The organism is Pseudomonas sp. FW507-12TSA, assembly GCF_058781435.1.
Window position 1 is genome coordinate 22,396 of sequence record NZ_JBYSWT010000015.1, and the last position, 21,553, is coordinate 43,948.

Annotated in this window: 19 protein-coding genes; 15 read left to right on the forward strand and 4 right to left on the reverse strand. The window is 66.5% G+C overall.

Annotation, left to right across the window (positions count from 1 at the left end; translation table 11 throughout):
* Positions 1 to 220 precede the first annotated feature (220 nt).
* From AC3WK8_RS15730 to AC3WK8_RS15745, 4 genes are all read left to right on the forward strand, one after another.
* The gene (locus AC3WK8_RS15730) at positions 221 to 2,233 is read left to right on the forward strand and encodes a ribonucleoside triphosphate reductase (RefSeq protein ID WP_103325060.1); all 2,013 of its coding nucleotides are present in this window, start codon (positions 221 to 223) and stop codon (positions 2,231 to 2,233) included.
* Positions 2,234 to 2,266: 33 nt separating this feature from the next.
* Positions 2,267 to 2,434, forward strand: coding sequence for an anaerobic ribonucleoside-triphosphate reductase (nrdD, locus tag AC3WK8_RS15735; protein ID WP_053129344.1), 168 nt, complete (start codon positions 2,267 to 2,269; stop codon positions 2,432 to 2,434).
* A complete protein-coding gene (locus AC3WK8_RS15740) occupies positions 2,431 to 3,126 on the forward strand; it encodes an anaerobic ribonucleoside-triphosphate reductase activating protein (RefSeq protein WP_103325061.1) in 696 nt (231 codons plus the stop codon). The genes nrdD and AC3WK8_RS15740 overlap by 4 nt, the downstream gene beginning before the upstream one ends.
* A gap of 186 nt (positions 3,127 to 3,312) precedes the next feature.
* Positions 3,313 to 5,217 (forward strand): acetate--CoA ligase, encoded by a 1,905-nt coding sequence (locus AC3WK8_RS15745; protein WP_103325062.1) that lies wholly within the window; start codon positions 3,313 to 3,315, stop codon positions 5,215 to 5,217.
* A 331-nt stretch (positions 5,218 to 5,548) separates the two neighbouring features.
* On the opposite strand, the gene AC3WK8_RS15750 is transcribed toward AC3WK8_RS15745, so the two are convergent.
* Genes AC3WK8_RS15750 through fabG form a run of 3 tightly spaced genes read right to left on the reverse strand, consistent with a single transcriptional unit; the run spans position 5,549 to position 9,227 of the window.
* Positions 5,549 to 6,862: an aspartate aminotransferase family protein gene (locus AC3WK8_RS15750; protein ID WP_103325063.1), complete on the reverse strand. Its 1,314-nt coding sequence runs from the start codon at positions 6,860 to 6,862 to the stop codon at positions 5,549 to 5,551.
* Between the two features lie 11 nt (positions 6,863 to 6,873).
* On the reverse strand, positions 6,874 to 8,424 hold the full coding sequence (locus AC3WK8_RS15755; protein WP_103325064.1) for an APC family permease: 1,551 nt from the start codon (positions 8,422 to 8,424) through the stop codon (positions 6,874 to 6,876).
* A 29-nt stretch (positions 8,425 to 8,453) separates the two neighbouring features.
* Positions 8,454 to 9,227: a 3-oxoacyl-ACP reductase FabG gene (gene fabG / locus AC3WK8_RS15760; protein WP_053129362.1), complete on the reverse strand. Its 774-nt coding sequence runs from the start codon at positions 9,225 to 9,227 to the stop codon at positions 8,454 to 8,456.
* A 214-nt stretch (positions 9,228 to 9,441) separates the two neighbouring features.
* Here fabG and AC3WK8_RS15765 point away from each other — a divergent pair, with 214 nt between their 5' ends.
* Together AC3WK8_RS15765 and qhpR are read left to right on the forward strand one after the other, a co-directional pair.
* The gene (locus AC3WK8_RS15765; RefSeq protein WP_103325065.1) at positions 9,442 to 10,458 is read left to right on the forward strand and encodes a phosphotransferase enzyme family protein; all 1,017 of its coding nucleotides are present in this window, start codon (positions 9,442 to 9,444) and stop codon (positions 10,456 to 10,458) included.
* 184 nt (positions 10,459 to 10,642) lie between these two features.
* Positions 10,643 to 11,713, forward strand: a complete 1,071-nt coding sequence (gene qhpR / locus AC3WK8_RS15770) for an AraC-like transcriptional regulator QhpR (protein WP_053129365.1) — start codon at positions 10,643 to 10,645, stop codon at positions 11,711 to 11,713.
* Between the two features lie 15 nt (positions 11,714 to 11,728).
* Here the strand turns inward: qhpR and AC3WK8_RS15775 are convergent, their stop codons facing one another.
* Positions 11,729 to 12,463 carry a TetR/AcrR family transcriptional regulator gene (locus AC3WK8_RS15775; RefSeq protein ID WP_053129367.1) on the reverse strand — a complete coding sequence of 245 codons (735 nt, stop codon included), beginning with the start codon at positions 12,461 to 12,463 and terminating at the stop codon, positions 11,729 to 11,731.
* An 81-nt stretch (positions 12,464 to 12,544) separates the two neighbouring features.
* Between AC3WK8_RS15775 and AC3WK8_RS15780 the strand changes: the two genes are divergently transcribed.
* From AC3WK8_RS15780 to AC3WK8_RS15820, 9 genes are all read left to right on the forward strand, one after another.
* Positions 12,545 to 12,880, forward strand: coding sequence for a LysR family transcriptional regulator (locus AC3WK8_RS15780; protein ID WP_053129370.1), 336 nt, complete (start codon positions 12,545 to 12,547; stop codon positions 12,878 to 12,880).
* Between the two features lie 101 nt (positions 12,881 to 12,981).
* On the forward strand, positions 12,982 to 14,232 hold the full coding sequence (locus AC3WK8_RS15785; RefSeq protein WP_207244988.1) for an alpha/beta hydrolase: 1,251 nt from the start codon (positions 12,982 to 12,984) through the stop codon (positions 14,230 to 14,232).
* Between the two features lie 52 nt (positions 14,233 to 14,284).
* Positions 14,285 to 16,018, forward strand: a complete 1,734-nt coding sequence (locus tag AC3WK8_RS15790) for an AMP-binding protein (protein WP_103325066.1) — start codon at positions 14,285 to 14,287, stop codon at positions 16,016 to 16,018.
* A 25-nt stretch (positions 16,019 to 16,043) separates the two neighbouring features.
* A complete protein-coding gene (locus tag AC3WK8_RS15795) occupies positions 16,044 to 16,886 on the forward strand; it encodes a VOC family protein (RefSeq protein WP_103325067.1) in 843 nt (280 codons plus the stop codon).
* Positions 16,886 to 18,046, forward strand: a complete 1,161-nt coding sequence (locus AC3WK8_RS15800; protein WP_103325068.1) for an FAD-dependent monooxygenase — start codon at positions 16,886 to 16,888, stop codon at positions 18,044 to 18,046. Before AC3WK8_RS15795 ends, AC3WK8_RS15800 begins: the two co-directional genes overlap by 1 nt.
* A complete protein-coding gene (locus AC3WK8_RS15805) occupies positions 18,043 to 18,501 on the forward strand; it encodes an acyl-CoA thioesterase (RefSeq protein WP_103325069.1) in 459 nt (152 codons plus the stop codon). The genes AC3WK8_RS15800 and AC3WK8_RS15805 overlap by 4 nt, the downstream gene beginning before the upstream one ends.
* Positions 18,498 to 19,277 carry a maleate cis-trans isomerase family protein gene (locus AC3WK8_RS15810; RefSeq protein ID WP_103325070.1) on the forward strand — a complete coding sequence of 260 codons (780 nt, stop codon included), beginning with the start codon at positions 18,498 to 18,500 and terminating at the stop codon, positions 19,275 to 19,277. The genes AC3WK8_RS15805 and AC3WK8_RS15810 overlap by 4 nt, the downstream gene beginning before the upstream one ends.
* Positions 19,270 to 20,454 (forward strand): acetyl-CoA C-acyltransferase, encoded by a 1,185-nt coding sequence (locus AC3WK8_RS15815; protein WP_103325071.1) that lies wholly within the window; start codon positions 19,270 to 19,272, stop codon positions 20,452 to 20,454. Before AC3WK8_RS15810 ends, AC3WK8_RS15815 begins: the two co-directional genes overlap by 8 nt.
* Before the next feature lie 79 nt (positions 20,455 to 20,533).
* Complete coding sequence (locus AC3WK8_RS15820) at positions 20,534 to 21,445, forward strand: SMP-30/gluconolactonase/LRE family protein (protein WP_103325072.1); 912 nt, start codon at positions 20,534 to 20,536, stop codon at positions 21,443 to 21,445.
* The last annotated feature ends 108 nt before the right edge of the window (positions 21,446 to 21,553 follow it).

Genomic DNA, 21,553 nt, shown 5'->3' on the forward strand with positions numbered 1-21,553 from the left:
CAGAACCTTGCGAAACGTGTTGCCTGCCCGGCGAGTCCTGCGGCCTCGTACGCAACCTCGCGCCGCTCGGCGGCGGTTACGGGCTTAGGCGTCGGGCATTCGCCGGGGAGCGGGAAAATACTTGATCACGATCAATGGCAATCAATCTCATGCTCCGTAATATCCCTGCATCTTGTGTTTTGAATCTTCAAAACACCTATATGTAGTGTCAGGAGGGTGAATGCACAGCACACTGATCGAAGCGGGGCACAACCGGCTGCACAAGCGCGATGGCAGCCTGGTGGCCTTTGACGCGGACAAGATCCGCCAGGCGCTGATCGCTGCCGGCAAGGCCACTGGCGAGTACGCCGAAGCCGAAAGCGAAGGCCTTTTGGCGGCGGTCCTGGCCCACCTGCAAGGGTGTCCGCAGCTGCATGTGGAGCAGATCCAGGATCGGGTCGAACGGGTGCTGATGGATGCCGGGCACTTCCTCTCGCTACGCGCCTACATCGTCTACCGCGAACAGCACGGGCGCCTGCGCCGCGACCGCAAGACCCTGGTGGAGGTGGCGGCCTCGATGAACGAGTACCTGGACCGCCAGGACTGGCGGGTCCAGGCCAACGCCAACCAGGGTTATTCCCTGGGCGGGCTGATCCTCAACGTATCCGGCAAGGTCACCGCCAACTACTGGCTCGACGAGGTCTACAGCGAAGCCATCGGCCGCGCCCACCGCGAGGCCGACCTGCACATCCACGATCTGGACATGCTCGCCGGCTATTGCGCCGGCTGGTCCCTGCGCACCCTGCTGCACGAGGGCCTCAACGGCGTGCCGGGGCGGGTCGAGGCAGCGCCGCCCAAGCACCTGGGCAGCGCCCTGGGGCAGATGGTCAACTTCCTTGGCACCTTGCAGAACGAATGGGCCGGGGCCCAGGCCTTCAGTTCCTTCGATACCTATCTTGCGCCCTATGTGCGCAAGGACCGGCTGGGTTTCGAAGAGGTGCTCCAGGCCATCCAGGAGTTCATCTACAACCTCAACGTACCGTCGCGCTGGGGAACCCAGACCCCCTTCACCAACCTGACCTTCGACTGGGTATGCCCGCAGGATCTGCGCGAGCAGATCCCGGTGATCGGCGGGGAGGAAATGCCTTTCGCCTATGGCGAGCTGCAAGAGGAAATGGACCTGATCAACCGCGCCTATATCGAGGTCATGCAGGCCGGCGACGCCAAGGGCCGGGTGTTCACCTTCCCGATTCCCACCTACAACATCACCCATGACTTTCCCTGGGACAGCGACAACGCCGAGCGGCTGTTCCAGATGACCGCCCGCTATGGCTTGCCGTACTTCCAGAACTTCCTCAACTCGGACATGCAACCAAACCAGGTGCGCTCCATGTGCTGCCGCCTGCAACTGGACGTGCGCGAACTGCTCAAGCGCGGCGGCGGGCTGTTCGGCTCGGCGGAGCAGACCGGCTCCCTGGGCGTGGTGACCCTCAACTGCGCGCGCCTGGGCTACCTGTACAAGGGCGATGCCAGCGGCTTGCTGCGGCGCCTGGACCTGCTGATGGAACTGGCCATGGAGAGCCTGGAGGTCAAGCGCAAGGTGATCCAGCACCACATGGACGCCGGCCTGTATCCCTACACCAAGCGCTACCTGGGCACCTTGCGCAATCACTTCTCCACCATCGGCGTCAACGGCCTGCACGAGATGCTGCGCAACTTCAGCGACGACCAGATGGGCCTGCATACCGCCCAGGGCCGGCGCTTCGCCCTGAACCTGCTGGACCATGTGCGCGCCACCCTGGTGCGCTTCCAGGAAGAGACCGGGCATTTGTACAACCTCGAAGCCACGCCGGCCGAGGGCACCACCTACCGTTTCGCCAAGGAGGATCGCAAGCGCTTCCCCGGCATCCTCCAGGCCGGCTGCCATGAGGCGCCGTACTACACCAACTCCTCGCAGCTGCCGGTGGGCTACACCGACGATCCGTTCGAGGCCCTGGAACTGCAGGACGAGCTGCAATGCAAGTACACCGGCGGCACGGTGCTGCACCTGTACATGGCCGAGCGGATTTCCTCGGCCCAGGCCTGCAAGCAACTGGTGCGCCGGGCGCTGGAGCGGTTCCGCCTGCCATACCTGACGATAACCCCGACCTTCTCCATCTGCCCGGTACACGGCTACCTGGATGGCGAACACGAGTTCTGCCCGAAATGCGACGAGGCCCTGTTGCTGGCGCAGCGCCAGGGCAGCCTGCACTGAGCCACTTTCCCTGAAGACCAAGGAGTTTCTCCCATGACTGCACAAGCCAACCTGCCTACCGCCCAACGCCAGCGCTGCGAAGTCTGGACCCGGGTGATGGGCTACCACCGCCCGGTCGCCGCGTTCAATCCCGGCAAACAGTCCGAGCATCGCGAGCGCCTGCACTTCAACGAACGCGCGGCCACGGCCGCTCACCCTTGAACCGAGCACTACGGGTCGGGGGCCTGGTGCCCCTGACCACCCTCGACTACCCGGGGCGGCTGGCCTGCGTGCTGTTCTGCCAGGGCTGCGCCTGGCGCTGCCGCTACTGCCACAACCCGCAACTGATCCCGCCCCGAGGCCTCGATGAGCGTCCCTGGGAGCAGGTCCTGGAGTTCCTCCGGCGCCGCCAGGGGCTGCTGGAAGCGGTGGTGTTCAGTGGTGGCGAACCGACCTTGCAGGAGGGGTTGCCGGACGCCATGGCCCAGGTCCGGGAGCTGGGCTTCGTCGTGGGCCTGCACAGCGCCGGGATCAAGCCCGAAGCCCTGGCCCGGGCCTTGCCATTGGCCGATTGGGTGGGTTTCGACGTCAAGTCCCTGGCCGAGGATTGCCAGGCCATCACCGGCGTGCGTGGCAGTGGTGCGGCCAACTGGCGCAGCCTGGAATACCTGCTGCAAAGTGGCGTGGACTACGAATGCCGGACCACGGTGCACTGGCACCTGGCGGACCCTGCGCGGTTGCTGGCGCTGGGGCGGCGCTTGCAGGCCTACGGCGTGCAACGCTTCGTGGTGCAACTGGTGCGCACGGCGCGCATGCTCGATGCCGACCTGCCTGCGGCAGCGCCCCAGCAGGGGTTGCCTGGATTGTGGCAGGAGCTGGGCGAACTCTTCGCCGATTTCCAACTGCGCAGCTGAGGGCCAGGCTGGCCGGCCGTGGCGGATCGACTAGGCTGCCAGGAGGCTCGCGGCGCAGAGTCAAAAAACTGTGGTGCAGGGTCAAGCAGGGACCGGGCGGCCTGCCCAGGATGGGCGCAGGCCGGCGGCGGACCTGCACGGCGAGCGCGGCCTATCGAACCTCCAACAAGAACAGGACATCGCGCAATGAATGCCTACCTGACCGCCTTGGCCCATGCCCAGGCCGATCCCGTCGACTTCTGGCACCAGCAGGCCCGCTTGCTGGACTGGATGCGCTTTCCCCGGCAGATCTTCCAGCAGCAGGATCCCCAGACCTACCAATGGTTCGCCGATGGGCAGCTCAATACCTGCCAACTGGCCCTGGACCGGCACGTCGAGGCCGGGCATGGCGAGCGCCTGGCATTGATCTACGACTCCCCGGTCACCGGCCAGCAACGACGCCTGAGCTACGCGCAGCTGCTGGAACAGGTGGCGCGCTGCGCCGGCATGCTGCGTGGGTTGGGGGTAGAGCAGGGCGACCGGGTGGTGCTGTACATGCCGATGATCCCCGAGGCGGTGATCGGCATGCTGGCCTGCGCCCGGCTGGGGGCGGTGCATTCGGTGGTGTTCGGCGGTTTCTCGGCGGCGGAGCTGGCGGTGCGCATCGACGATGCCCGGCCCAAGGTTCTGCTGACCGCCAGTTGCGGCATCGAGTACGAACGCGTGGTGCCCTACAAGCCGCTGGTGGACAAGGCCCTGGAACTGGTGGCACAGCCGCCGGAGCGGGTGGTGGTCGTGGCCCGGCCCCAGGCCGGCGCCGAACTGCGCCAAGGCCGGGATGTCGACTGGGCGGCGCTGATGACCGATGCCGAGGCAGTGCCGGCGGTGCCATTGCTGGCCGGCGAACCGTTGTACGTGCTGCATACCTCGGGCACCACGGGCAAGCCCAAGGGTGTGCTGCGCGACAATGGCGGCCATGCGGTGGCCCTGAACTACAGCATGCAGGCGGTCTACGACGCCCAGCCAGGCGAGGTGTTCTGGGCTGCCTCGGACATCGGTTGGGTGGTGGGGCATTCGTACATCGTCTATGGGCCCCTGATCCGTGGTTGCACCACCTTGCTCTACGAGGGCAAACCGGTGCGCACCCCCGATGCCGGGGCATTCTGGCGGGTGATCGCCGAGCACCGGGTGAATGTGTTCTTCACCGCGCCCACCGCCTTTCGTGCCATCAAGCGCGAGGACCCCCATGGCCGGCTACGCCAGGAACACGATCTGTCCTGCCTGAAGGCGGTGTACGTGGCCGGCGAGCGCCTGGACCCTGCCACCTACGACTGGCTGCGCGAGTCGTTGCCATGCCCGGTGATCGATCACTGGTGGCAGACCGAGACCGGCTGGCCGGTGGTCAGCACGCCGCGTGCAACCGGTGGTTACCCGGTCAAGGCCGGTTCGGCCGGGCTACCGGTGCCCGGCTACCAGCTGGCGGTGCTCGATGACCAGGGCGAGCCGGTGCCCTGTGGCGAACCGGGCAACATCGTGCTGCGCCTGCCTTTGCCGCCCGGGGTGCTCAATACCTTGTGGCAGGACCGCCAGCGTTTTCTCGACAGCTACCTGGGGACCTTTCCCGGCTACTACCTGAGCGGCGACGGTGGCTATGTGGATGCCCAGGGTTATGTGTTCGTCATGGGGCGCATCGACGATGTGATCAACGTGGCCGGCCATCGCCTGTCCAGCGGTAGCCTGGAACAGGCCCTGGGCGAGCACCCGGCGGTGGCCGAATGCGCCGTGGTGGCCCTGGACGATGCCCTCAAGGGCGAGGTGCCGGTGGGCTTCGTGGTGCTCAAGCAGGACGCCCGGGTGGACCCCGGGCAACTGGAGCAGGAACTGGTGCAACGGGTACGCGAGCAGGTCGGGGCCCTGGCTTCGCTGCGTCGGGTACTGGTGCTCAAGCGCCTGCCCAAGACCCGCTCGGGGAAGATCCTGCGCAAGACCATGCGCAGCCTGGCCCGGGGGCCGGAAGTGGCGGTGCCGGCGACCATCGAGGACGTCCAGGTGCTCGATGAGCTGCGCCAGCTGTTCGCCGAGCAGGGCTTTTATGGAGCAGGACCGGGCTAGGTTGTTTAAGGCGATTGTAGAAGCGAGCGGGCGGCGCTCCGGCTTGCCCGCGATGGACTTCGGAACGCTGGGTTGAGCCAGTCAAAACGCGCTGGCGTTAACGATTATCGCGAGCAAGCTTCGCTCCTGCAGGTTGACTGGCTGGCGGGTTTTTCAACGCGGGCCTGGCCCTTGCAGGGCGTCTCTAAAAACGTAGGCGAGGCAGCCAGCGCAAGGCAAAACCGGCAAAAAAGCGCAGTTTACAAGGGGTAAATGAGCATTTTGACCGGGCTGGCGCACCAGCCGGTTTTTAACGCAGCGATGGCAATGCAGGTAGTTTTTAGCGGTGCCCTTACAGGCGTCGCAGGACTCGCTCCAGGGCGTCGAGGAACTGCCCGGCCTGATCCTGGCTGAAGCACAGCGGCGGGCGGATCTTCAGGGTGCTGTTGGCCGCTCCGGCAACGCCGATCAACATGCCTTCGTCACGCAACTGGTTGACCAGGCGCCGGGCGGTCTCCGGGTCCAGCGTGCCGCTGTCCGGCTGGCGGATATCGACGCCCAGGAACAAACCGGCGCCACGCACCTCGGCCAGCACCGGATGATCCGCCGCCAGGCTCTGCAGGCCCTGCATGAGCAGGCCGCCCACTTGCAAGGCATTGGCTTGCAGGCCTTCTTCCTCGATCACCTGCAGCACCGCCAGGCCCACCGCGGCCGACACCGGGTTGCCGCCGAAGGTGTTGAAGTAGCTGGCGTGCTGGCCGAAGCGCTGGACGATATGCGGGCGTACCGCCAAGCCCGCCAGCGGGTGGCCGTTGCCCATCGGTTTGCCCATGGTCACCAGGTCCGGTACCAGGCCGTGGCGCTCGAAGCCCCACATGTGGCTGCCGGTGCGGGCGAACCCCGGTTGTACTTCGTCGGCGATGAACAGGCCGCCAGCCTCGCGGATGGCTTGCACCGCCGGGGCGAGGAAGCCCGGCGGGTCGGCGAACACCCCGTCGCTGGTGAACAGGGTGTCCACCAGCAACGCCGCCGGACGGATGCCATGGCGCTGCATATCGGCGATGGCCGCGCGCACCTGGTTGGCGAAGACCTGGCCCACCCGTTCCGGGTGCAGTGGGTCATGCAGGGGCGCATCGATCACCCGGCAGTCCCGGGACAGCGGCACGTAGTCGCCCACCGAGGGCGACAGCTCGGCAATCGCCAGGGTCATGCCGTGGTAGGCGTAGCGGGTGACGATCACCCCGGTGCCGCCGCTGTAGTCCCGGGCGATGCGCAGGGCCAGGTCGTTGGCCTCGCTACCGGTGCAGGTGAACATCGCCTGGCCCAGTTCCACGGGCAGGGTGGCCAGGAGTTTTTCGGCGTAGTCCAGCACGCCCTCGTGCAGGTAGCGGGTATGGGTATTGAGTTGTGCGGCTTGCCCGGCCAGGGCCTGGACCACCCGGGGATGGCAATGGCCGACCGAGGCGACGTTGTTGTACAGGTCCAGGTAGCGCCGCCCGGCGCGGTCCTGCAGCCAGGCGCCGCTGCCGCTGACCAGGTGCAGGGGTTGTTCGTAGAACAGCTGGTAGGCCGGTCCCAGCAAGCGTTGCCGGCGCTCGATCATGGCGCGCTGGGCGCTGTCCAGGGCCTCGGCGTGTTCGGCTTGGAAGGCGTTGACTTTCAACATGGCGAGGCTCCTCAGGGCTCTTGGCGCTCATCGTCCATGACGATGCTGCCGATGATGTGGTACTTGCGTCGGTCGAAATGCCGGAAGTACAGGGCGATGGCCGCACCCAGGGCGAAGCTGGCGGCGACGATCCAGGGGATCAGCTTGAACAGCAGCGATTGCGCGGCGCTGCCGGCGGCGAAGCTGAGATTGGCGAATAGCAGGTAGACCACGTACAGCATGCCCAGCCCGCCCAGCAAGGGTGCGAGGAAGGTCTTGAACCAATGGCGCTGGGCCACATGGCGGGTGCCCAGGTGGAAGTAGCAGACCACCGCGAAGGCACAGAGCGCCTGGACGATCAGGATGCCCATGGTGCCGAGGATCGCCAGCAACGCGTAGAGATCGGCGTAGGGGTCCTTGCCGGCAGCCAGGAAGGCCAGGACGATGGCCGTGGCGATCAGGCTCTGCACGGTGGAGGCCACATGGGGCGAGCCGTGGCGCGGGTGGGTGCGGCCGACGCTGCGGCCGAGGCAGTCGAACAGGTTCTCCCGGCCCAGGGCATAGATGTAGCGCGAGGCGCAGTTGTGGAAGGCCATGCCGCAGGCGAACGAGCCGGTCACCACCAGCAGCTTGAACAGGCTCACCGCCCACTCGCCCAGGTACAGCCGGGTAGGGCCGTAGAACACCTCGGCGGCCTGGGCCGGGTCCTGGGCCAGGCGGATGGCTTCGCTGGGGCCGGAGCCGGCGATGGCCATCCACGACACGAAGACGTAGAACACGCCGATACCGATCACCGCCAGCAGCGTGGCCAGGGGAATGATCTTCTTCGGATTGCGCGATTCCTCGCCATACATGGCCGAGGACTCGAAGCCGACCCAGGACCAGAAGGCGAAGAACAGGCCGATGCCGGCATTGGCGCCGATCACTCCCTGGGCCGGGGTGAAGGCCTTGAGCGGATTGATCGACTCTGGCGCCAGGCCCTGGGGGCCGCCACCGTGCCAGAGCACGGCGCCGGCCATCAGTGCCAGCATCAGGATCTCCAGCACCAGGCAGATGCCCAGCACCTTGGCGGTCAGGGAAATGTCGAAGTAGCTGAGGATGCCGTTGGCCGCCAGCATGGCCAGGGCGAACAGGATCCAGGGCGCCTGGAGCCCGCTGGCACTGGCCAGTAGGTCGACGCAGAAGAAGGCGAAGATGCCCACCAGGGCCGCTTCGAAGACGATGTAGGTCAGGGTCACGGCGATGCCGGCGGCCATGCCCACCACCCGCCCGAGCCCGTGGGAAATGAACCCGTAGAAGGCCCCCGTGGCGGTGATGTACTTGGCCATCTGCGCGTAGCCGATGGCGAACAGCGCCAGGATCACCGTCGCCACCAGGTAGCCGGCGGGCGCGTACTGGCCGTTGCCGCTGCCGATGGCGATCGGCACGTTGCCGAGCATGGCGGTGATCGGCGCCGCCGTGGCCACCGTCATGAACAGTACCCCCATCAAGCCCACGGCGTTCCTGCGCAAGCGCTGGACTTCCTGGGGCCGGGCCGGGTCATCGAGTTGCTGGGACAGCTTGTCCGTGTAGATCTCGCTCATGGGGGCACTCCGTCAGAGAGGTAAATCCTCTAGGCAAGGGCCTGGAGGGATTCGGGCAGGATCTGGCCGCCGTCGACGACCAGGCTCTGCCCGGTGATGTAGCCGGCTTCGCGGGAGGCGAAGAACAGCGCGGCGCTGGCGATGTCCTCGACGCTGCCCAGGCGCCGCAGCGGCACCGAGGCGGCCATGCTGTCCTGGTACTCCTGGCCCATGTCCTGCAGGCCTTCGGTGAGGATGTTGCCCGGCAGCACGGCGTTGATGGTGATGCCATCGCGGGCCAGCTCGATCGCCGCGGTACGCATGAAGCCCAGTTGCGCGGCCTTGCTGGCGCCGTAGTGGGCCCAGCCGGGGAAGCCGGTCACGGGGCCGGTGATCGACGAGGTGAGGATCACCCGCCCGTACTCGGCCTGGCGCAGGTAGGGCAGGGCCGCCTGGACACAGAGGAAGTTGCCCTTGGCGTTGGTGGCCAGCACCCCGTCCCAGTCGGCTTCGCTCATCTGTTCGAGGCTGGCCGAGGGGAACACCCCGGCATTGCAGCACAGCACGTCCAGCCCGCCGTGGCTGCCGGCGACGTCGGCCAGCAGTTGGCGGACCGCGGCGCCCTGGGCCACATCGGCCACGAACCCCTCGACCTGCAGGCCTTCGTCACGCATGCGCCGGGCAACGCCCTGGACCTTGTCGGCGTGGCGGGCGCTGATGGCGACCCGCGCGCCCTGGCGAGCGAAGCCATAGGCGATGCCCAGGCCGATGCCGCTGGTGGCGCCGGTGACCAGGACGCTTTTGCCTTGAAGTGAAGTGAGCATGGATAAGTCCTTTTGCGTGGATTGACCTGGATGGTGGAGCGCGGACGCTGGGTCGCACTTGACCGCGCGGCACAACTTTTACCCTGAAATATCAAATCTGTGGCGACGGCCGCGTGCCTTGTGTCCTGGAGTCAAGATTTCGCCCCGGGCGGTCAAGCGATGCGCGCCGGCCGCCTCGCATCCTGTGGTGGCCTATCTACCCTGGAGCGCGCTGATGATGACTGCCTCGAACCCCGCCAACGACCTGGATGCCGTTGCCCCCCTGGCCAGCCAGGCCATCCTGCGCTATGCCCCGGCGCTGCACGGTGAGCTGCGCCTGCTCAGCCATTCGGAGAACGCCACCTACTTGTTGCACAACAGCCGCCGGCGTTCGGTGATGCGGGTGCATCGCCAGGCCTATCACTCGTACCAGGAGATCGCCAGCGAGCTGGCCTGGCTGGCGGCGCTGCGCGAGGAGGGGCTGCAAGTGCCCGACGCCATCGCCGGCCTGGATGGCCAGTTGATCCAGCAAGTCGAGCTGGCCGGGCTGGGCAGCCGGTATGTGGTGCTGTTCGACTGGATCGAGGGCAGCGAGCCTTCGTCCCACGGCCTCGATGCTTCGTTTCGCCGCCTGGGGGCGATCAATGCGCGCCTGCACCAACAGGCCCGGCGCTGGCACCAGCCCCGGGACTTCACGCGCATGACCTGGAACCACGCGAGCATGCTCGGTCCCGAAGGGCATTGGGGCCCCTGGCAGCAGGCACCCTACCTGGACGAGGGGGCTCGGGCGCTGATCGGAGAGGTGGTCGGTGTCCTCGGCCAGCGCCTGGCCGACTATGGCCAGGGGCCCGAGCGTTTCGGCCTGATCCATGCCGACCTGCGCCTGGCCAACCTGCTGGTGCAGGGCGAGCACACGCGCATCATCGACTTCGACGATTGCGGGCTGGGCTGGTACCTGCACGACCTGGCCGCGGCCTTGAGTTTCTTCGAGCATCACCCTGAGCTGGCGCAATGGATCGACAATTGGCTGCAGGGCTACTGCAGCCAGCTGGCGCTTGCGGCCGAGGACCTGGCCATGCTGCCGACCCTGATCATGCAGCGGCGCCTGCAATTGCTGGCCTGGACCGGAACCCACCGGGGGACGGCGCAGGTCGAGTGCCTGGGGCGCGAGTGGGTGCAGCAGACCCTGGGGTTATGCCGGCGCTATCTGGATGACGGCTTGCGGGGTGTCCTGGCGCACGGGGGGTACTGAATCGATGTTACAAACCGCTACGCCCTGCACCGGTGCACTGTCGCCCGGCACCGAGCAACGCCTAGCGCCGACAGTGCCGGGCTTGAGACCACGGAGCCCGGCGCCGCGGGGCCAGGCGGGGATCTGGAATGGAACTTGCGTAGTCCAGCCCCCCGTCCATGGTGATTGCGCAAGGAGGTTCCCGGTGCCCCTCATCACCACGTCCACGAGCCGTCCCCATGAAAGCCAGGTCGGCGTCCTGGCCTCGGCCGCCAGCGGCCTGAGCGATTTCATCCAGATGCACGGCGGTAATCCCGAACGCATCCTGGGCATGGCCGGCATCGATCCCGAGCAACTGCTGCACCCGACCCTGAGTCTGGACCTGAACCAGTATTGCTCGGTGTTCGAGGAGGCGGCACGGCAGACCGGCAACCATAATTTCGGCCTGCGCTATGGCCAGCAGTTCCGTCCGGACTCCCTGGGCCTGCTGGGTTATGTGGGGATGTGCTCGGCGACCCTTGGCGAGGGCCTGCGCAACGTCGCCCGGGCCTTTCCGGCGCACCAGCAGGGCAGCCTGCTGCGATTGGTGGAGGACGGCGAGCTGTGTCGCTTCGACTACCAGGTGCAATACGGCGCCATCTTGCGCAAGCGCCAGGATGCCGAGCTGTCCCTGGGCATGTTCGCCAACCTGATACGCCATGCCCTGGGCCAGAACTGGGCGCCGGAGCGGGTGCATTTCGAGCATCCGCAGCCCGAGGCCTGGCATGAGCACTGCAAGGTGTTCGATGCCCCGGTACTGTTCGGCCAACCCTGCAACGCCCTGGTGTTTCGCCGCAGCGTGCTGCAGCGGCCGATGCCCGGGCACGACCCGAAACTGCTGGCGATCCTCCTGGAGAGCCTGCACAAGCTCGCGGTGGCCGGCGGCGACCAGGCCCGTCCGGACATGGTCGCCGAGGTGCGGGCCCAGGTGCGCGACCTGCTCGGCGAGGGTTACCCGTGCCTGGAGCAAGTGGCCCATAACCTGCGCATGCCCAGCTGGACCATCCAGCGCCGCCTGGGGGAAAGCGGCCTGACCTTCTCGAGCCTGGTGGACACCGTGCGCCAGGAACTGGCGCTGTACTACCTGCAGCAATCGACCCTGCCGATCTCCGAGCTGGCCCTGGCCCTGGGCTATTCGGAAATCAGCGCGTTTTCCCGGGCCTTTCGCCGCTGGTACGGCGTCAGCCCGATCCAGTGGCGCCAGGCCCATCGCGGCTTGGAACCAGGGTCGGCCTGAAGGCGAGCGGGGTCCTCAGGCCGGTCGGCGCCAGGCTTCGAAACCATCCAGCAGCAGGCCCAGGCCAGCCTCGAAGGTGGAGCCGCTGTTGACCTGGACAAAGTGGGTGCCGAGGAAGGCCGCTCCCGGATAGTCGCCGGCGGACCTGGCCAGGTAGCCGCTGATGAAGTCGCCGTGGGCTTGTGGCGCCTGGTGGTTTTCCTTTTCCGCGGCGATCACCGAGATGAACAGCAGCAACAGGTGATAGGCCATGGCGGCGAAGGGCTGGGGCAGGGCGGCCTGTTCGAGGATCCGGCCGATGTGATCGAAGTAGGCCAGGCCATAGTCGATCTCGCCCGGCTGCACGCGCTGGAACAGGCGGAACTTGTTCTCGGTGAGGATGTAGGTCGCCAGGCCCGGCCAGCGTTCGAGGATCGCCAGCGACGAGTGGGCGAAGGCCTCGATGTCCTGGCGCCAGTGGCCGGTGATCGGCGGCAGTTGCTGCAGGCGCTCCTTGAACGCGGCGTTGATCACCGCGCTGATCAGTTCGTCGCGGTTGCCCAGGTGATAGTGGACCATGCCGGCGGCGACCCCCAGTTCCTTGCCGATCCTGACCATGCTGACCTCCGCCAGGGATTCGCCCTGGGCGATGCCGATGGCGCAGTTGATCATGGCCTCGCGCGAGACGTCCTGGTCGCCTTTGGGACGACGTCCCGAACGTTTGCGAGGGGCGGCCTTGGCGGTGACGGGGGAGGCGGGTTTCTCAGACATCCAGATGTCCCATAGGCTAATTGACAGGCTCTCAGATTAGCATCTAGCTTTTGCCGGGTTCAAATTAAGGGCCTGTCAATTATGCCATCCACTTCCCTCGACCCCTGCCTGCTGCGCAGCCTGGACCTCAACGCCCTGGTGGCCTTCGTCGCGGTCTACCGCGAGCGCAACGTCTCCCATGCGGCGCACTGCCTGGGCCTGACCCAGCCCGCGGTGAGCAATGTGCTGGGCAAGTTGCGCCGGCGCTTCAACGATCCGCTGTTCCTGCGCACAGGCCGACAACTGGCGCCCACCCCCTTCGCCATCCGCCTGGCCGAGGACCTGCAACCGGCCCTCGGGGCGCTGGAGGTGGTGTTGGCCGGCTATCCACAAGCGCCTTCGGGCGAGGGCGGGAAATTTTTTCAGGACTATAATTGACACTATCTCAATTGTTGTTCTAGTCTGGCTTCAGGTTTAATTGAGTGCATCTCAATTATTGCTTGTAAGCGATCCTTCGGGATCTGGCAGGAGGGCCCGTCGTGGCTAATCCCAACAACAAGAAAGTCGCAGTGACCGCCGGTCTGCGTGGTGCATCCTGGAGTGCCCAGCGCATGCTCGAGCCGTATCGATCCACCCCGTACCCGTTGCTGACCGAAGACGGCCAAGGCGCCCTGGGCATGCTGTTTTCCCGGGGTGGCGAGCGCAAGGTGCTGTTCATCATGCATCCTCGCGAGCTGGTGCTGACCCACTACCTGGTGCCCGATGCCCTGGATGCGGGCTGGGCTTGCTGGGTCCAGGGCGCGCGCTCGATCGGCAACGACCTGCGCCTGGAGCACGAGTTCGCGCTTTACGATGTCGCCGCCGGCATGCGTCACCTGCGGGCGCAGGGTTTCGAGACCATCGTGCTGCTGGGCAATTCGGGGGGCGCCGGGCTGTTCGCCTTCTACAACCAGCAGGCCCTGTGCGCTCCCGAACAGCGCATCAGCCATACCCCCGCCGGGCGTCCCACCCGTTTCGCCAGTGCCGACCTGCCCGCGGCGGACGGCATCGCCCTGGTGTCGCCGCATCCGGGCCAGGGCATCTTGCTGATGAACGCCCTGGACCCCTCGGTCACCGATGAGCTGGACCCGTTCTCGGTGGATCCGCGGCTCGATCCGTTCAGCGCCGCCAATGGCTTTTGCGCACCGCCGGACAGCTCGCGCTACAGCGCCGAGTTCATCGAGCGTTATCGCGCCGCGCAGCGCCAGCGGGTCGCTCGCATCGATACCTTCGCCCGGCACCTGGTCGAACAACGCCAGGCCGCGCGCGAGCGCCTCAAGAGCGGTGGCTCGCGCCAGGACAAGGCCGTGGCCAGCCATGGCCCGATCTTCCAGGTGTGGCGCACCGATGCCGACCTGCGCTGCTGGGACACCAGCCTCGACCCGTCCGACCGCTATGTCGGCTCCCTGTGGGGCAGCGACCCGTTCATTTCCAACCTGGGCAGCGTCAGCTTCGCCCGCACGGTAACCCCGGAGTCGTGGCTGTCGACCTGGTCCGGGTTGTCCTCGAACGCCTCCCTGGCCAAGTGCGCCGGGGCCATGGAGCAGCCCCTGCTGCTGATCGAGTACAGCGGCGACAACTGCGTATTCCCCGGTGACGCCGACGCCATCTACGACGCCATTCCAGCATCCAGCAAGGAGCGCCAGCGGGTGCGCGGCAACCATCACGGCCAGGCCCTGGAGGAGGGCGAGACCAGCGGCCAGATTCTCGCCGGCAGGCATTTGCAACGGTGGCTCCAAGACCACTTCTAGACGACCAAGAGCCTGAACGGCCAAGCATCCTAACGATCAAGAGCGTGCAGTCATGACAATTACAACAACTCAAGCCTCTTCCGCCACTGCCTCGGATACCCGCGGCGAACCCCTGCGCCACGTCGCCGCGCCGATTCCCGGGGTGGTCTATCCGCCCCAGGGCGAGCTCGAGCGCTACCTGCGTGAAGGGGTGCTCGGTTTCCAGACCCTGGTCGATGGTTTTGCCGCCATCGTCCGCCAGTACCCGGACAACGTCGCGCTGCTCGGCCCCGGGCTGCGCATCACCTATCGCGAGCTGGACCAGCGCTCCACCCGCCTGGCGGGGGCCTTCCTGCAGCAGGGCCTGCAACCGCTGGACCCGGTGGTGTTCCAGCTGCGCGACAGCGAGCAACTGGTGATCGCCTTCCTCGCCTGCCTCAAGGCCGGGTTGATCCCGATCTGCACCCTGGCGGCGCACCGCGAGCGCGAGATCGGCTACCTGGCCAACCTGGCCGAGGCCAGGCTGCATATCGTCCAGGGCGATGACGCCAAGTTCGACAGCATCGGTTTCGCCCGCAAGATGCGCGAAGCCACGCCGTCGTTGCAGTTGATCATGCAGGTCCGGGGCCCGGCCCAGGACGGCGTGCTGCACCAGGATGCGCTGGTGGACGGCATCGACCTGGCCAGTGCCGAAGCGCTGTTGCAAGGCGTGCGCCTGGACCCGTTCCAGGTGGCGGTCTACCAGCTGTCCGGCGGCACCACCGGGGTGCCGAAGATCATCCCGCGCTTTCACAACGAGTACCTGTACAACATGCGCGCCGTGGCCCAGTGGCTCGATTACCGGGCTGACGACGTGCTGTTCATGCCGCAACCGATGGTGCACAACCTCAACATGGGTTGCTGCTTCGGACCATTCCTGATGACCGGCGGCACCATCACCGTGACCCCCGACCTGCAGCCGGAAACCCTGATTGCGCTGATCGCCTCGACCAGGCCGACCTGGCTGATGCTTGGTGGACCGATCATCGCCCGCCTGGAATCGGCGATCCAGGATGGCCGGGTCGACCTGGGCAATGCCCGGGGCGTGCTGGTGGCCAACAGCGCCGCCAAGTTGCAGAAGCTGCTGGGGGTGCGGACCCACAATGTGTTCGGCATCACCGAAGGCGTGATCATGTTCGGCCACCGCGAAGACGGGGCCGAGGCCCACGACACTACCAATGGCCGGCCAGTCTCGGCCTTCGACGACATCCGCATCCTGGTGCCCGGCACCGAGCAGGACGCCCAGCCCGGCGAGATCGGCGAACCGGCGTTCAAGGGGCCGTACACCATCCACGGCTATTTCCGTGCCGAGGAGCGCAACCGCGAAACCTTCACCCGCGACGGTTACTACCGCTCCGGCGACCTGATGTACACCAAGGTCCTGGACGGCAAGACCTACTTCGTGTTCTGCGGCCGCCTGAAGGACCTGGTCAGCCGCGGTGGCGAAAAGATCAATTGCGAGGAAGTCGAACTGGCGGTCGCCGGGCATCCGGCCGTCGCCGCGGTGGCGGCCGTGGGTTACCCATGCCCGGTATTCGATGAGCGCCTGTGCGCCGCCCTGGTGCTGCGCGACGGTTTTGCGGCGCCCACGGTCGCCGAGCTGGGCGCCTTCCTCGAGGACTACGGCCTGGCCAAGTTCAAGTGGCCGGAGCGCATCGAAGTGCTGGAGGCCTTCCCGCTGACCGCCTCCGGCAAGCTCAGCAAGGAAAAACTGCGCGAGCAGGTCAAGGCCAACGTGCTGCATGAAAAGGCCAAGCAAGCGAACTGACAGACCGTTCAAAGGAGTACCGAAAATGGCAAACCAGCCCGTTCTCAAAGGCGTCCACCACAGTGCCAGGCCCACCTGGAAACTGCGTGAGACCGTGGAGTTCTACCGCGACAAATTGGGGCTGCCGCTGGTTCATGCGATCTCGGCCCGTGGTTGGGGACCGTCCAACCACCCCGATTTCCTGCACTTTTTCTTCGACAGCGGCCAGCACAGCACCATCGCGTTCTTCTACTACATCAACACCGAGCAGCCGGACTACACCCAGCCTGTGGCGGACTACCGCTACGAGGCCACCCACACCGCCTGGCGCGTCGACAGCCGCGAGGAGTTGCTGGCCTGGCGCGAGCGCCTGGAGAGCCAGGGCATCGCGTTGATCTTCCAGATCCGCCACGAGCTGATCGAGTCGATCTACTTCAACGACCCGAACGGCTACTACCTGGAGATCACCATCCAGGAGCGGCCGATGGACGCCCTGGACGCCGAGGATGCCACCCGCACCCTGGAAGCGGCCATGGCCCTGGAAGACGGCCTGCAGGCCGGTGACGACGCATTCACCAGCATCGACCAGGTATGGCGGGCCAAGGCCAGGGCCATCGATCCCGGGGCCGACGACGAGCTGGCCTTGTACGTGCTCGATGCGCCGGAGTTCTCGCCGTTGGTGCAAGCGGCGCAGCAAGCCAGCGGCGTGCACCTGGAAAAGCTCGGCAACGGCTACTGGAAGATCACCACCGAAGACGCCCTGGTGTTCGAGCGCAAGCAGCTGGGCTTCGTGCCGGCCTTGTGGAACGCCGCGTTGACCGGTGGTTTCGTCGGCCAGGTGAGTGAATTCGACCGTTATCGGTTGCAGATCAGCCGGGGAGAGCAGTGATGAAGATCGCGATTGTCGGTGGCGGCCCTTCGGGGCTTTACCTGGGCTTGCTGCTCAAGCGCGGCGCGCCGGACTGGCAAGTGGAAGTGGTGGAGCAGAACGCGGCGGACGCGACCTTCGGTTTTGGCGTGGTGCTGGCCGACAGCGGGCTGCAGCAACTGCGCGAGGCTGACGAGGCGTCCTATGACGCCCTGTGTGCCGCCACCAAGCAGCACGAGCACCAGGTGATCGTGCAGGCGGAAACCGCCATCGATATCCGCCTGCCGGTCAAGGGCGGGGCCATTCCACGCCTGACCCTGTTGCAGATCCTCGAGCAGCAAGCCGAAGCCGCGGGAGTGCGAGTGCATTACCGCGAACGCCTGGAAAGCCTCGCCGACCTGGCCCGCCTGGGGCTGGACGACGCCGATGTGGTGGTGGGCGCCGACGGTATCAACTCGGTGGTGCGCCGGGCCTTCGAAGACGGTTTCGGCACCACCGGCAGCACCCTTGGCAACCACTTCGCCTGGTACGGCACGCCCAAGGTGTTCGACGCCTCGGCGCTGGTGTTCCGCAAGTATGGCGGCGGGCATTTCGTGGCCCATTACTACGCCTACAGCGACACCATGAGCACCTTCGTCGCCGAGTGCGACGACGCTACCTGGCAGCGCCTGGACCTGGGCAGCCTCAGCGACGGCCAGCGCCAGGCGCTGATGGAAAAGATCTTCGCCCCCGAGTTGCAAGGCGCGCCGTTGCTCGACGGTGGCGCCCGGGTGGTCTGGCGCCAGTTCCCGGTGATCCGCAATGCCCACTGGACCCATGGCCGCCACGTGCTGGTGGGCGATGCCCTGGCCAGCGCGCATTTCTCCATCGGTTCGGGCACGCGCATCGCCATGAACGACTCCATTGCCCTGGCCCGGGCGCTGCTTCATTGCAACGGCGATGCCCTGGCTGGCCTCGCGGCCTACGAGCAGGGCCACAAGCCCAGCAAGCAGAAGCTGATCCGCGCCTCGGAGCGCTCCTACCTGTGGTACGAGGACATGGCGCGCTGGATGGACGACTACAGCGCCGAGCAATTCGTCTACCAGTTCATGACCCGCACCGGCCGCGTGGATGACCAGCGCCTGCGCCGCGAATACCCGGAACTGATGGCGCGCCTGGGTCGTGTCGGGAGCCCGGCATGAACGAGAGTGTCGAGATGGTCGTCGACCATCAGCCGTTCACGGTGCGGCGCACGGTGCGCTGGATCGATTGCGACCCGGCGGGAGTGGCCTTCACGGGGCGTTTCAGCGAGTACCTGATCGGTGCCGTCATGCACTTCTACCGGCATATCGGCTGGGGCCCGGGGGCCAAGGGCGAGGCCAATGTCGGCCTGCCTTGCAAGCACATGGCGCTGACCTTCCACGTGAGCCTGCCGCCGGAAACCACGGTGGACATCATGATCCGGGTCGGGGCGATTCGCGAGCGCAGCTTCGACCTCTTGGCCCATGCCTGGCTGGCGGACGGGCACCTGGCTTTCGAAGGCGTGTTCGCGCCGATCTGCATCGAGCCACGGGAGCGCCGTGGGGTGCCGATCCCGCCTGCCCTGCGAGACATCCTGCAGTTCCACCACATCACTGATGAAGGGGGCCGCCCATGAATGCGACCTATCGAATTGGCCAGATCGTGCCCAGCTCCAACACCACGATGGAAACCGAGATCCCGGCCATGCTCCATGCCCGGCACCTGATCCGTCCGCAACGTTTCACCTTCCACTCCAGCCGCATGCGCATGCACAAGGTGACCCGCGAGGAGCTGGAGGCGATGAACCGCGAAGCCCTGCGTTGCGCGGCCGAGCTGGCGGACGCCCGGGTCGACGTGATGAGCACTGCCTGCCTGGTGGCGATCATGGCCATGGGCAACGGCTACCACCGCAAGGTCCAGGAGGAGCTGACGGCCATCGCCCGGGCCAACCAGTGCCAGGCGCCGGTGATGACTTCGGCCGGGGCCTTGGTCGAAGGCCTGAAGATCATGGGTGCCAAGCGCATCTCCTTGCTGGCGCCGTACATGCGCAGCTTGTGCGATCGGGTGGTGGAATACATCGAGAGCGAAGGCATCGAGGTGGTCGATTCGATCGCCTTCGAGATCCCCGACAACCTCGAGGTGGGCAAGCGTGATCCGGCGTTGTTGCTCGAGGATGTGCGGCGCCTGGATACCCGGGGCGTGGACGTGGTGGTGCTGTCGGCCTGCGTGCAGATGCAGTCGCTGCCGTCGATCCAGGCGGCCGAGGATGCCCTGGGCATTCCGGTGACTTCCACTGCGGTGTGCACGGTACGCCGCATGCTCGACCACCTGGGCCTGGAGCCTGTGGTGCCCGGTGCCGGCGCGTTGCTCTCGGGGCGGTATCCGATGGTGAAGGAGGGGGCCAATGCGTGAGGCACTGATCGTCTCCACCGCGCGCACGCCGATCGGCAAGGCCGGGCGTGGCGCGCTGAACCACATCAAGTCACCGACGCTGATGGGCCATGCCCTGCGCCATGCCGTCGAGCGCGCGGGGGTCGAGCCCGGGGCCATCGACGATGTGGTCATCGGCACGGTGCTGGCCGCCGGGACTGCTGGCTCCAACCTGGGGCGCAATGCGGTGTTCGCCGCCGGGTTGCCGGTCTCGGTGAGCGCGCAGACCCTGGATCGCCAGTGTTCCTCGGGGTTGATGGCGATCGCCACGGCGGCCAAGCAGATCATCGTCGATGGCATGGACGTGGTGGCCGCGGGCGGCCAGGACAATATCTCCGCGGTGCAGCAGCGCTATTTTCAGTGGGTCGCCGACGAGCAGGATGACGCGGTGATCCAGGCGGTGCCCCATGCCTACATGCCGATGCTGCAAACGGCGGAGGTGGTGGCGCGCAAGTACGGCATCAGCCGCGAACAGCAGGATGAGTTCGCCTATGTCTCGCAGTTGCGTACCGCCCGGGCCCAGGCCCAGGGACTGTTTGCCGATGAGATCGTGCCTATCGAGGTCCGGCAGCAGATCGTCGACAAGCTCACCGGGGTTTCCCGCTTGCAGGCGCTGACCCTGCACCAGGATGAGGGCAACCGGCCCGAGACCACGCTGGATGGCCTGGCGCGCCTGGCGCCGGTGCTCGATGGCGGAAGCATCACCGCCGGCAATGCCAGCCAGCTGTCCGACGGCGCCAGTGCCTGCGTGCTGGTGGACCGGCGCCTGGCCGAGCGGCGGGGCTACAGCGCGCTGGGCCTGTATCGCGGCATGGCGGTGGCTGGGCTGGCGCCGCAGGAGATGGGGCTCGGTCCGCTGCTGGCCATTCCCAAGCTGCTCAAGCAGCACGGCCTGCTGGTCCGGGACATCGACCTGTGGGAGCTCAACGAGGCGTTCGCCTGCCAGGCCCTGTATTGCCAGCGCCAGCTGGATATCGACCCCGAATGCTGCAACGTCAACGGTGGCGCCATCGCCATCGGCCACCCCTACGGCATGACCGGCGCACGCCAGGTGGGGCACGCGCTGCTCGAAGGCAAGCGGCGCAAGGCGCGCTACGTGGTGGTGTCGATGTGCGTCGGCGGCGGCATGGGCGCAGCGGGGTTGTTCGAGATCGCTTGACGGTGGCGGCCCGCGCCATGGCCCTGCCTGGGGCCGGGGCCGCCACCCACCAGACAACAAACCAGAGGTAGTACGCAAAATGACCGTAGAACAAGAACAATATGCACTGAACGAACTGACCCGCGGCCTGTACTTCGGTGAAAGCCCGCGCTGGCGTGACGGCACCCTGTATGTCTCGGACATGCTGGGCAAGAAGGTCTATGCCATCGATGCCGCCGGCAATCGCCGGGTCATCGCCGAAATGCCCCACAAGCCCAACGGCATGGGGTTCTTGCCCAATGGCGAGCTGATCCTCAGCTCCATGCACGAAGCCCGGCTGTACCGCTGGACCCCCCAGGGCCCGGAACTCTATGCCGACCTGTCCGCTGTGTTCACCGGTTATGTCGGCGACATGGTGATCGACCAGCAGGGCCGGATCTATGTCGACGATGTCGGGGCCCGGGTCTTCGAGGGTGAACCGCTCAAGCCGGGGCGCATCGTGATCGTCGAGCCCAACGGCGAGATCTCGGTGGGGGTGGAGGACTGCAACTTCCCCAACGGCATCGTCATCACCCCGGACCAGAAGACCCTGGTATTCGTCGAGACCTTCGCCGAGCGCCTCAGCGCGGTGGACATCGTCGACGGCCAGCTGGTCAACCGCCGCGTGCTGCTGGACCTGGCGCTGCTGTTCCCTTCGCCAGAAGACCGTGCCCGCAAGCGTGGTTGCGTCGATGGGATCTCCATCGATGCCGAAGGCGGCATCTGGCTGAGCATGCTGCGCGCCGAGCAGTTCATGCGCATCAGCCCCCAGGGCGAAGTCACCCACCGCATCCCGATGCCGGGCTACGAATGCGTGGCCAGCACCTTTGGCGGCGAGGACGGCAAGACCCTGTTCCTGGTGGCGACCAAGGTCGAGGGCGACAACATCTTCGAGGCCATGGTCAACCTGCGCACCGAAACCACGATCTTCACCACCCGCGTTGCCATCGGCAAAGGTGCGGGCCGCCCCTAGCCCCCGGGGCTGAGTGACAGCGGGCGCCTGGGCGCCCGCGCTTGCCTTGTGTACCTATCGACGGTGCCTGCCCGCCAGCAAGCGCCCCGGGCGACGCTGTGCCCGGCG

Coding starts and splice junctions, on each gene's coding strand:
- AC3WK8_RS15730 (WP_103325060.1), top strand. CDS start 221: ATGCACAGCACACTGATCGAAGCGGGGCACAACCGGCTGCACAAGCGC.
- AC3WK8_RS15775 (WP_053129367.1), bottom strand. CDS start 12,463: ATGTCTGAGAAACCCGCCTCCCCCGTCACCGCCAAGGCCGCCCCTCGC.
- AC3WK8_RS15765 (WP_103325065.1), top strand. CDS start 9,442: ATGATGACTGCCTCGAACCCCGCCAACGACCTGGATGCCGTTGCCCCC.
- AC3WK8_RS15810 (WP_103325070.1), top strand. CDS start 18,498: ATGAATGCGACCTATCGAATTGGCCAGATCGTGCCCAGCTCCAACACC.
- AC3WK8_RS15780 (WP_053129370.1), top strand. CDS start 12,545: ATGCCATCCACTTCCCTCGACCCCTGCCTGCTGCGCAGCCTGGACCTC.
- AC3WK8_RS15805 (WP_103325069.1), top strand. CDS start 18,043: ATGAACGAGAGTGTCGAGATGGTCGTCGACCATCAGCCGTTCACGGTG.
- AC3WK8_RS15750 (WP_103325063.1), bottom strand. CDS start 6,862: ATGTTGAAAGTCAACGCCTTCCAAGCCGAACACGCCGAGGCCCTGGAC.
- AC3WK8_RS15745 (WP_103325062.1), top strand. CDS start 3,313: ATGAATGCCTACCTGACCGCCTTGGCCCATGCCCAGGCCGATCCCGTC.
- nrdD (WP_053129344.1), top strand. CDS start 2,267: ATGACTGCACAAGCCAACCTGCCTACCGCCCAACGCCAGCGCTGCGAA.
- AC3WK8_RS15755 (WP_103325064.1), bottom strand. CDS start 8,424: ATGAGCGAGATCTACACGGACAAGCTGTCCCAGCAACTCGATGACCCG.
- AC3WK8_RS15790 (WP_103325066.1), top strand. CDS start 14,285: ATGACAATTACAACAACTCAAGCCTCTTCCGCCACTGCCTCGGATACC.
- AC3WK8_RS15820 (WP_103325072.1), top strand. CDS start 20,534: ATGACCGTAGAACAAGAACAATATGCACTGAACGAACTGACCCGCGGC.
- AC3WK8_RS15795 (WP_103325067.1), top strand. CDS start 16,044: ATGGCAAACCAGCCCGTTCTCAAAGGCGTCCACCACAGTGCCAGGCCC.
- fabG (WP_053129362.1), bottom strand. CDS start 9,227: ATGCTCACTTCACTTCAAGGCAAAAGCGTCCTGGTCACCGGCGCCACC.
- AC3WK8_RS15800 (WP_103325068.1), top strand. CDS start 16,886: ATGAAGATCGCGATTGTCGGTGGCGGCCCTTCGGGGCTTTACCTGGGC.
- AC3WK8_RS15815 (WP_103325071.1), top strand. CDS start 19,270: ATGCGTGAGGCACTGATCGTCTCCACCGCGCGCACGCCGATCGGCAAG.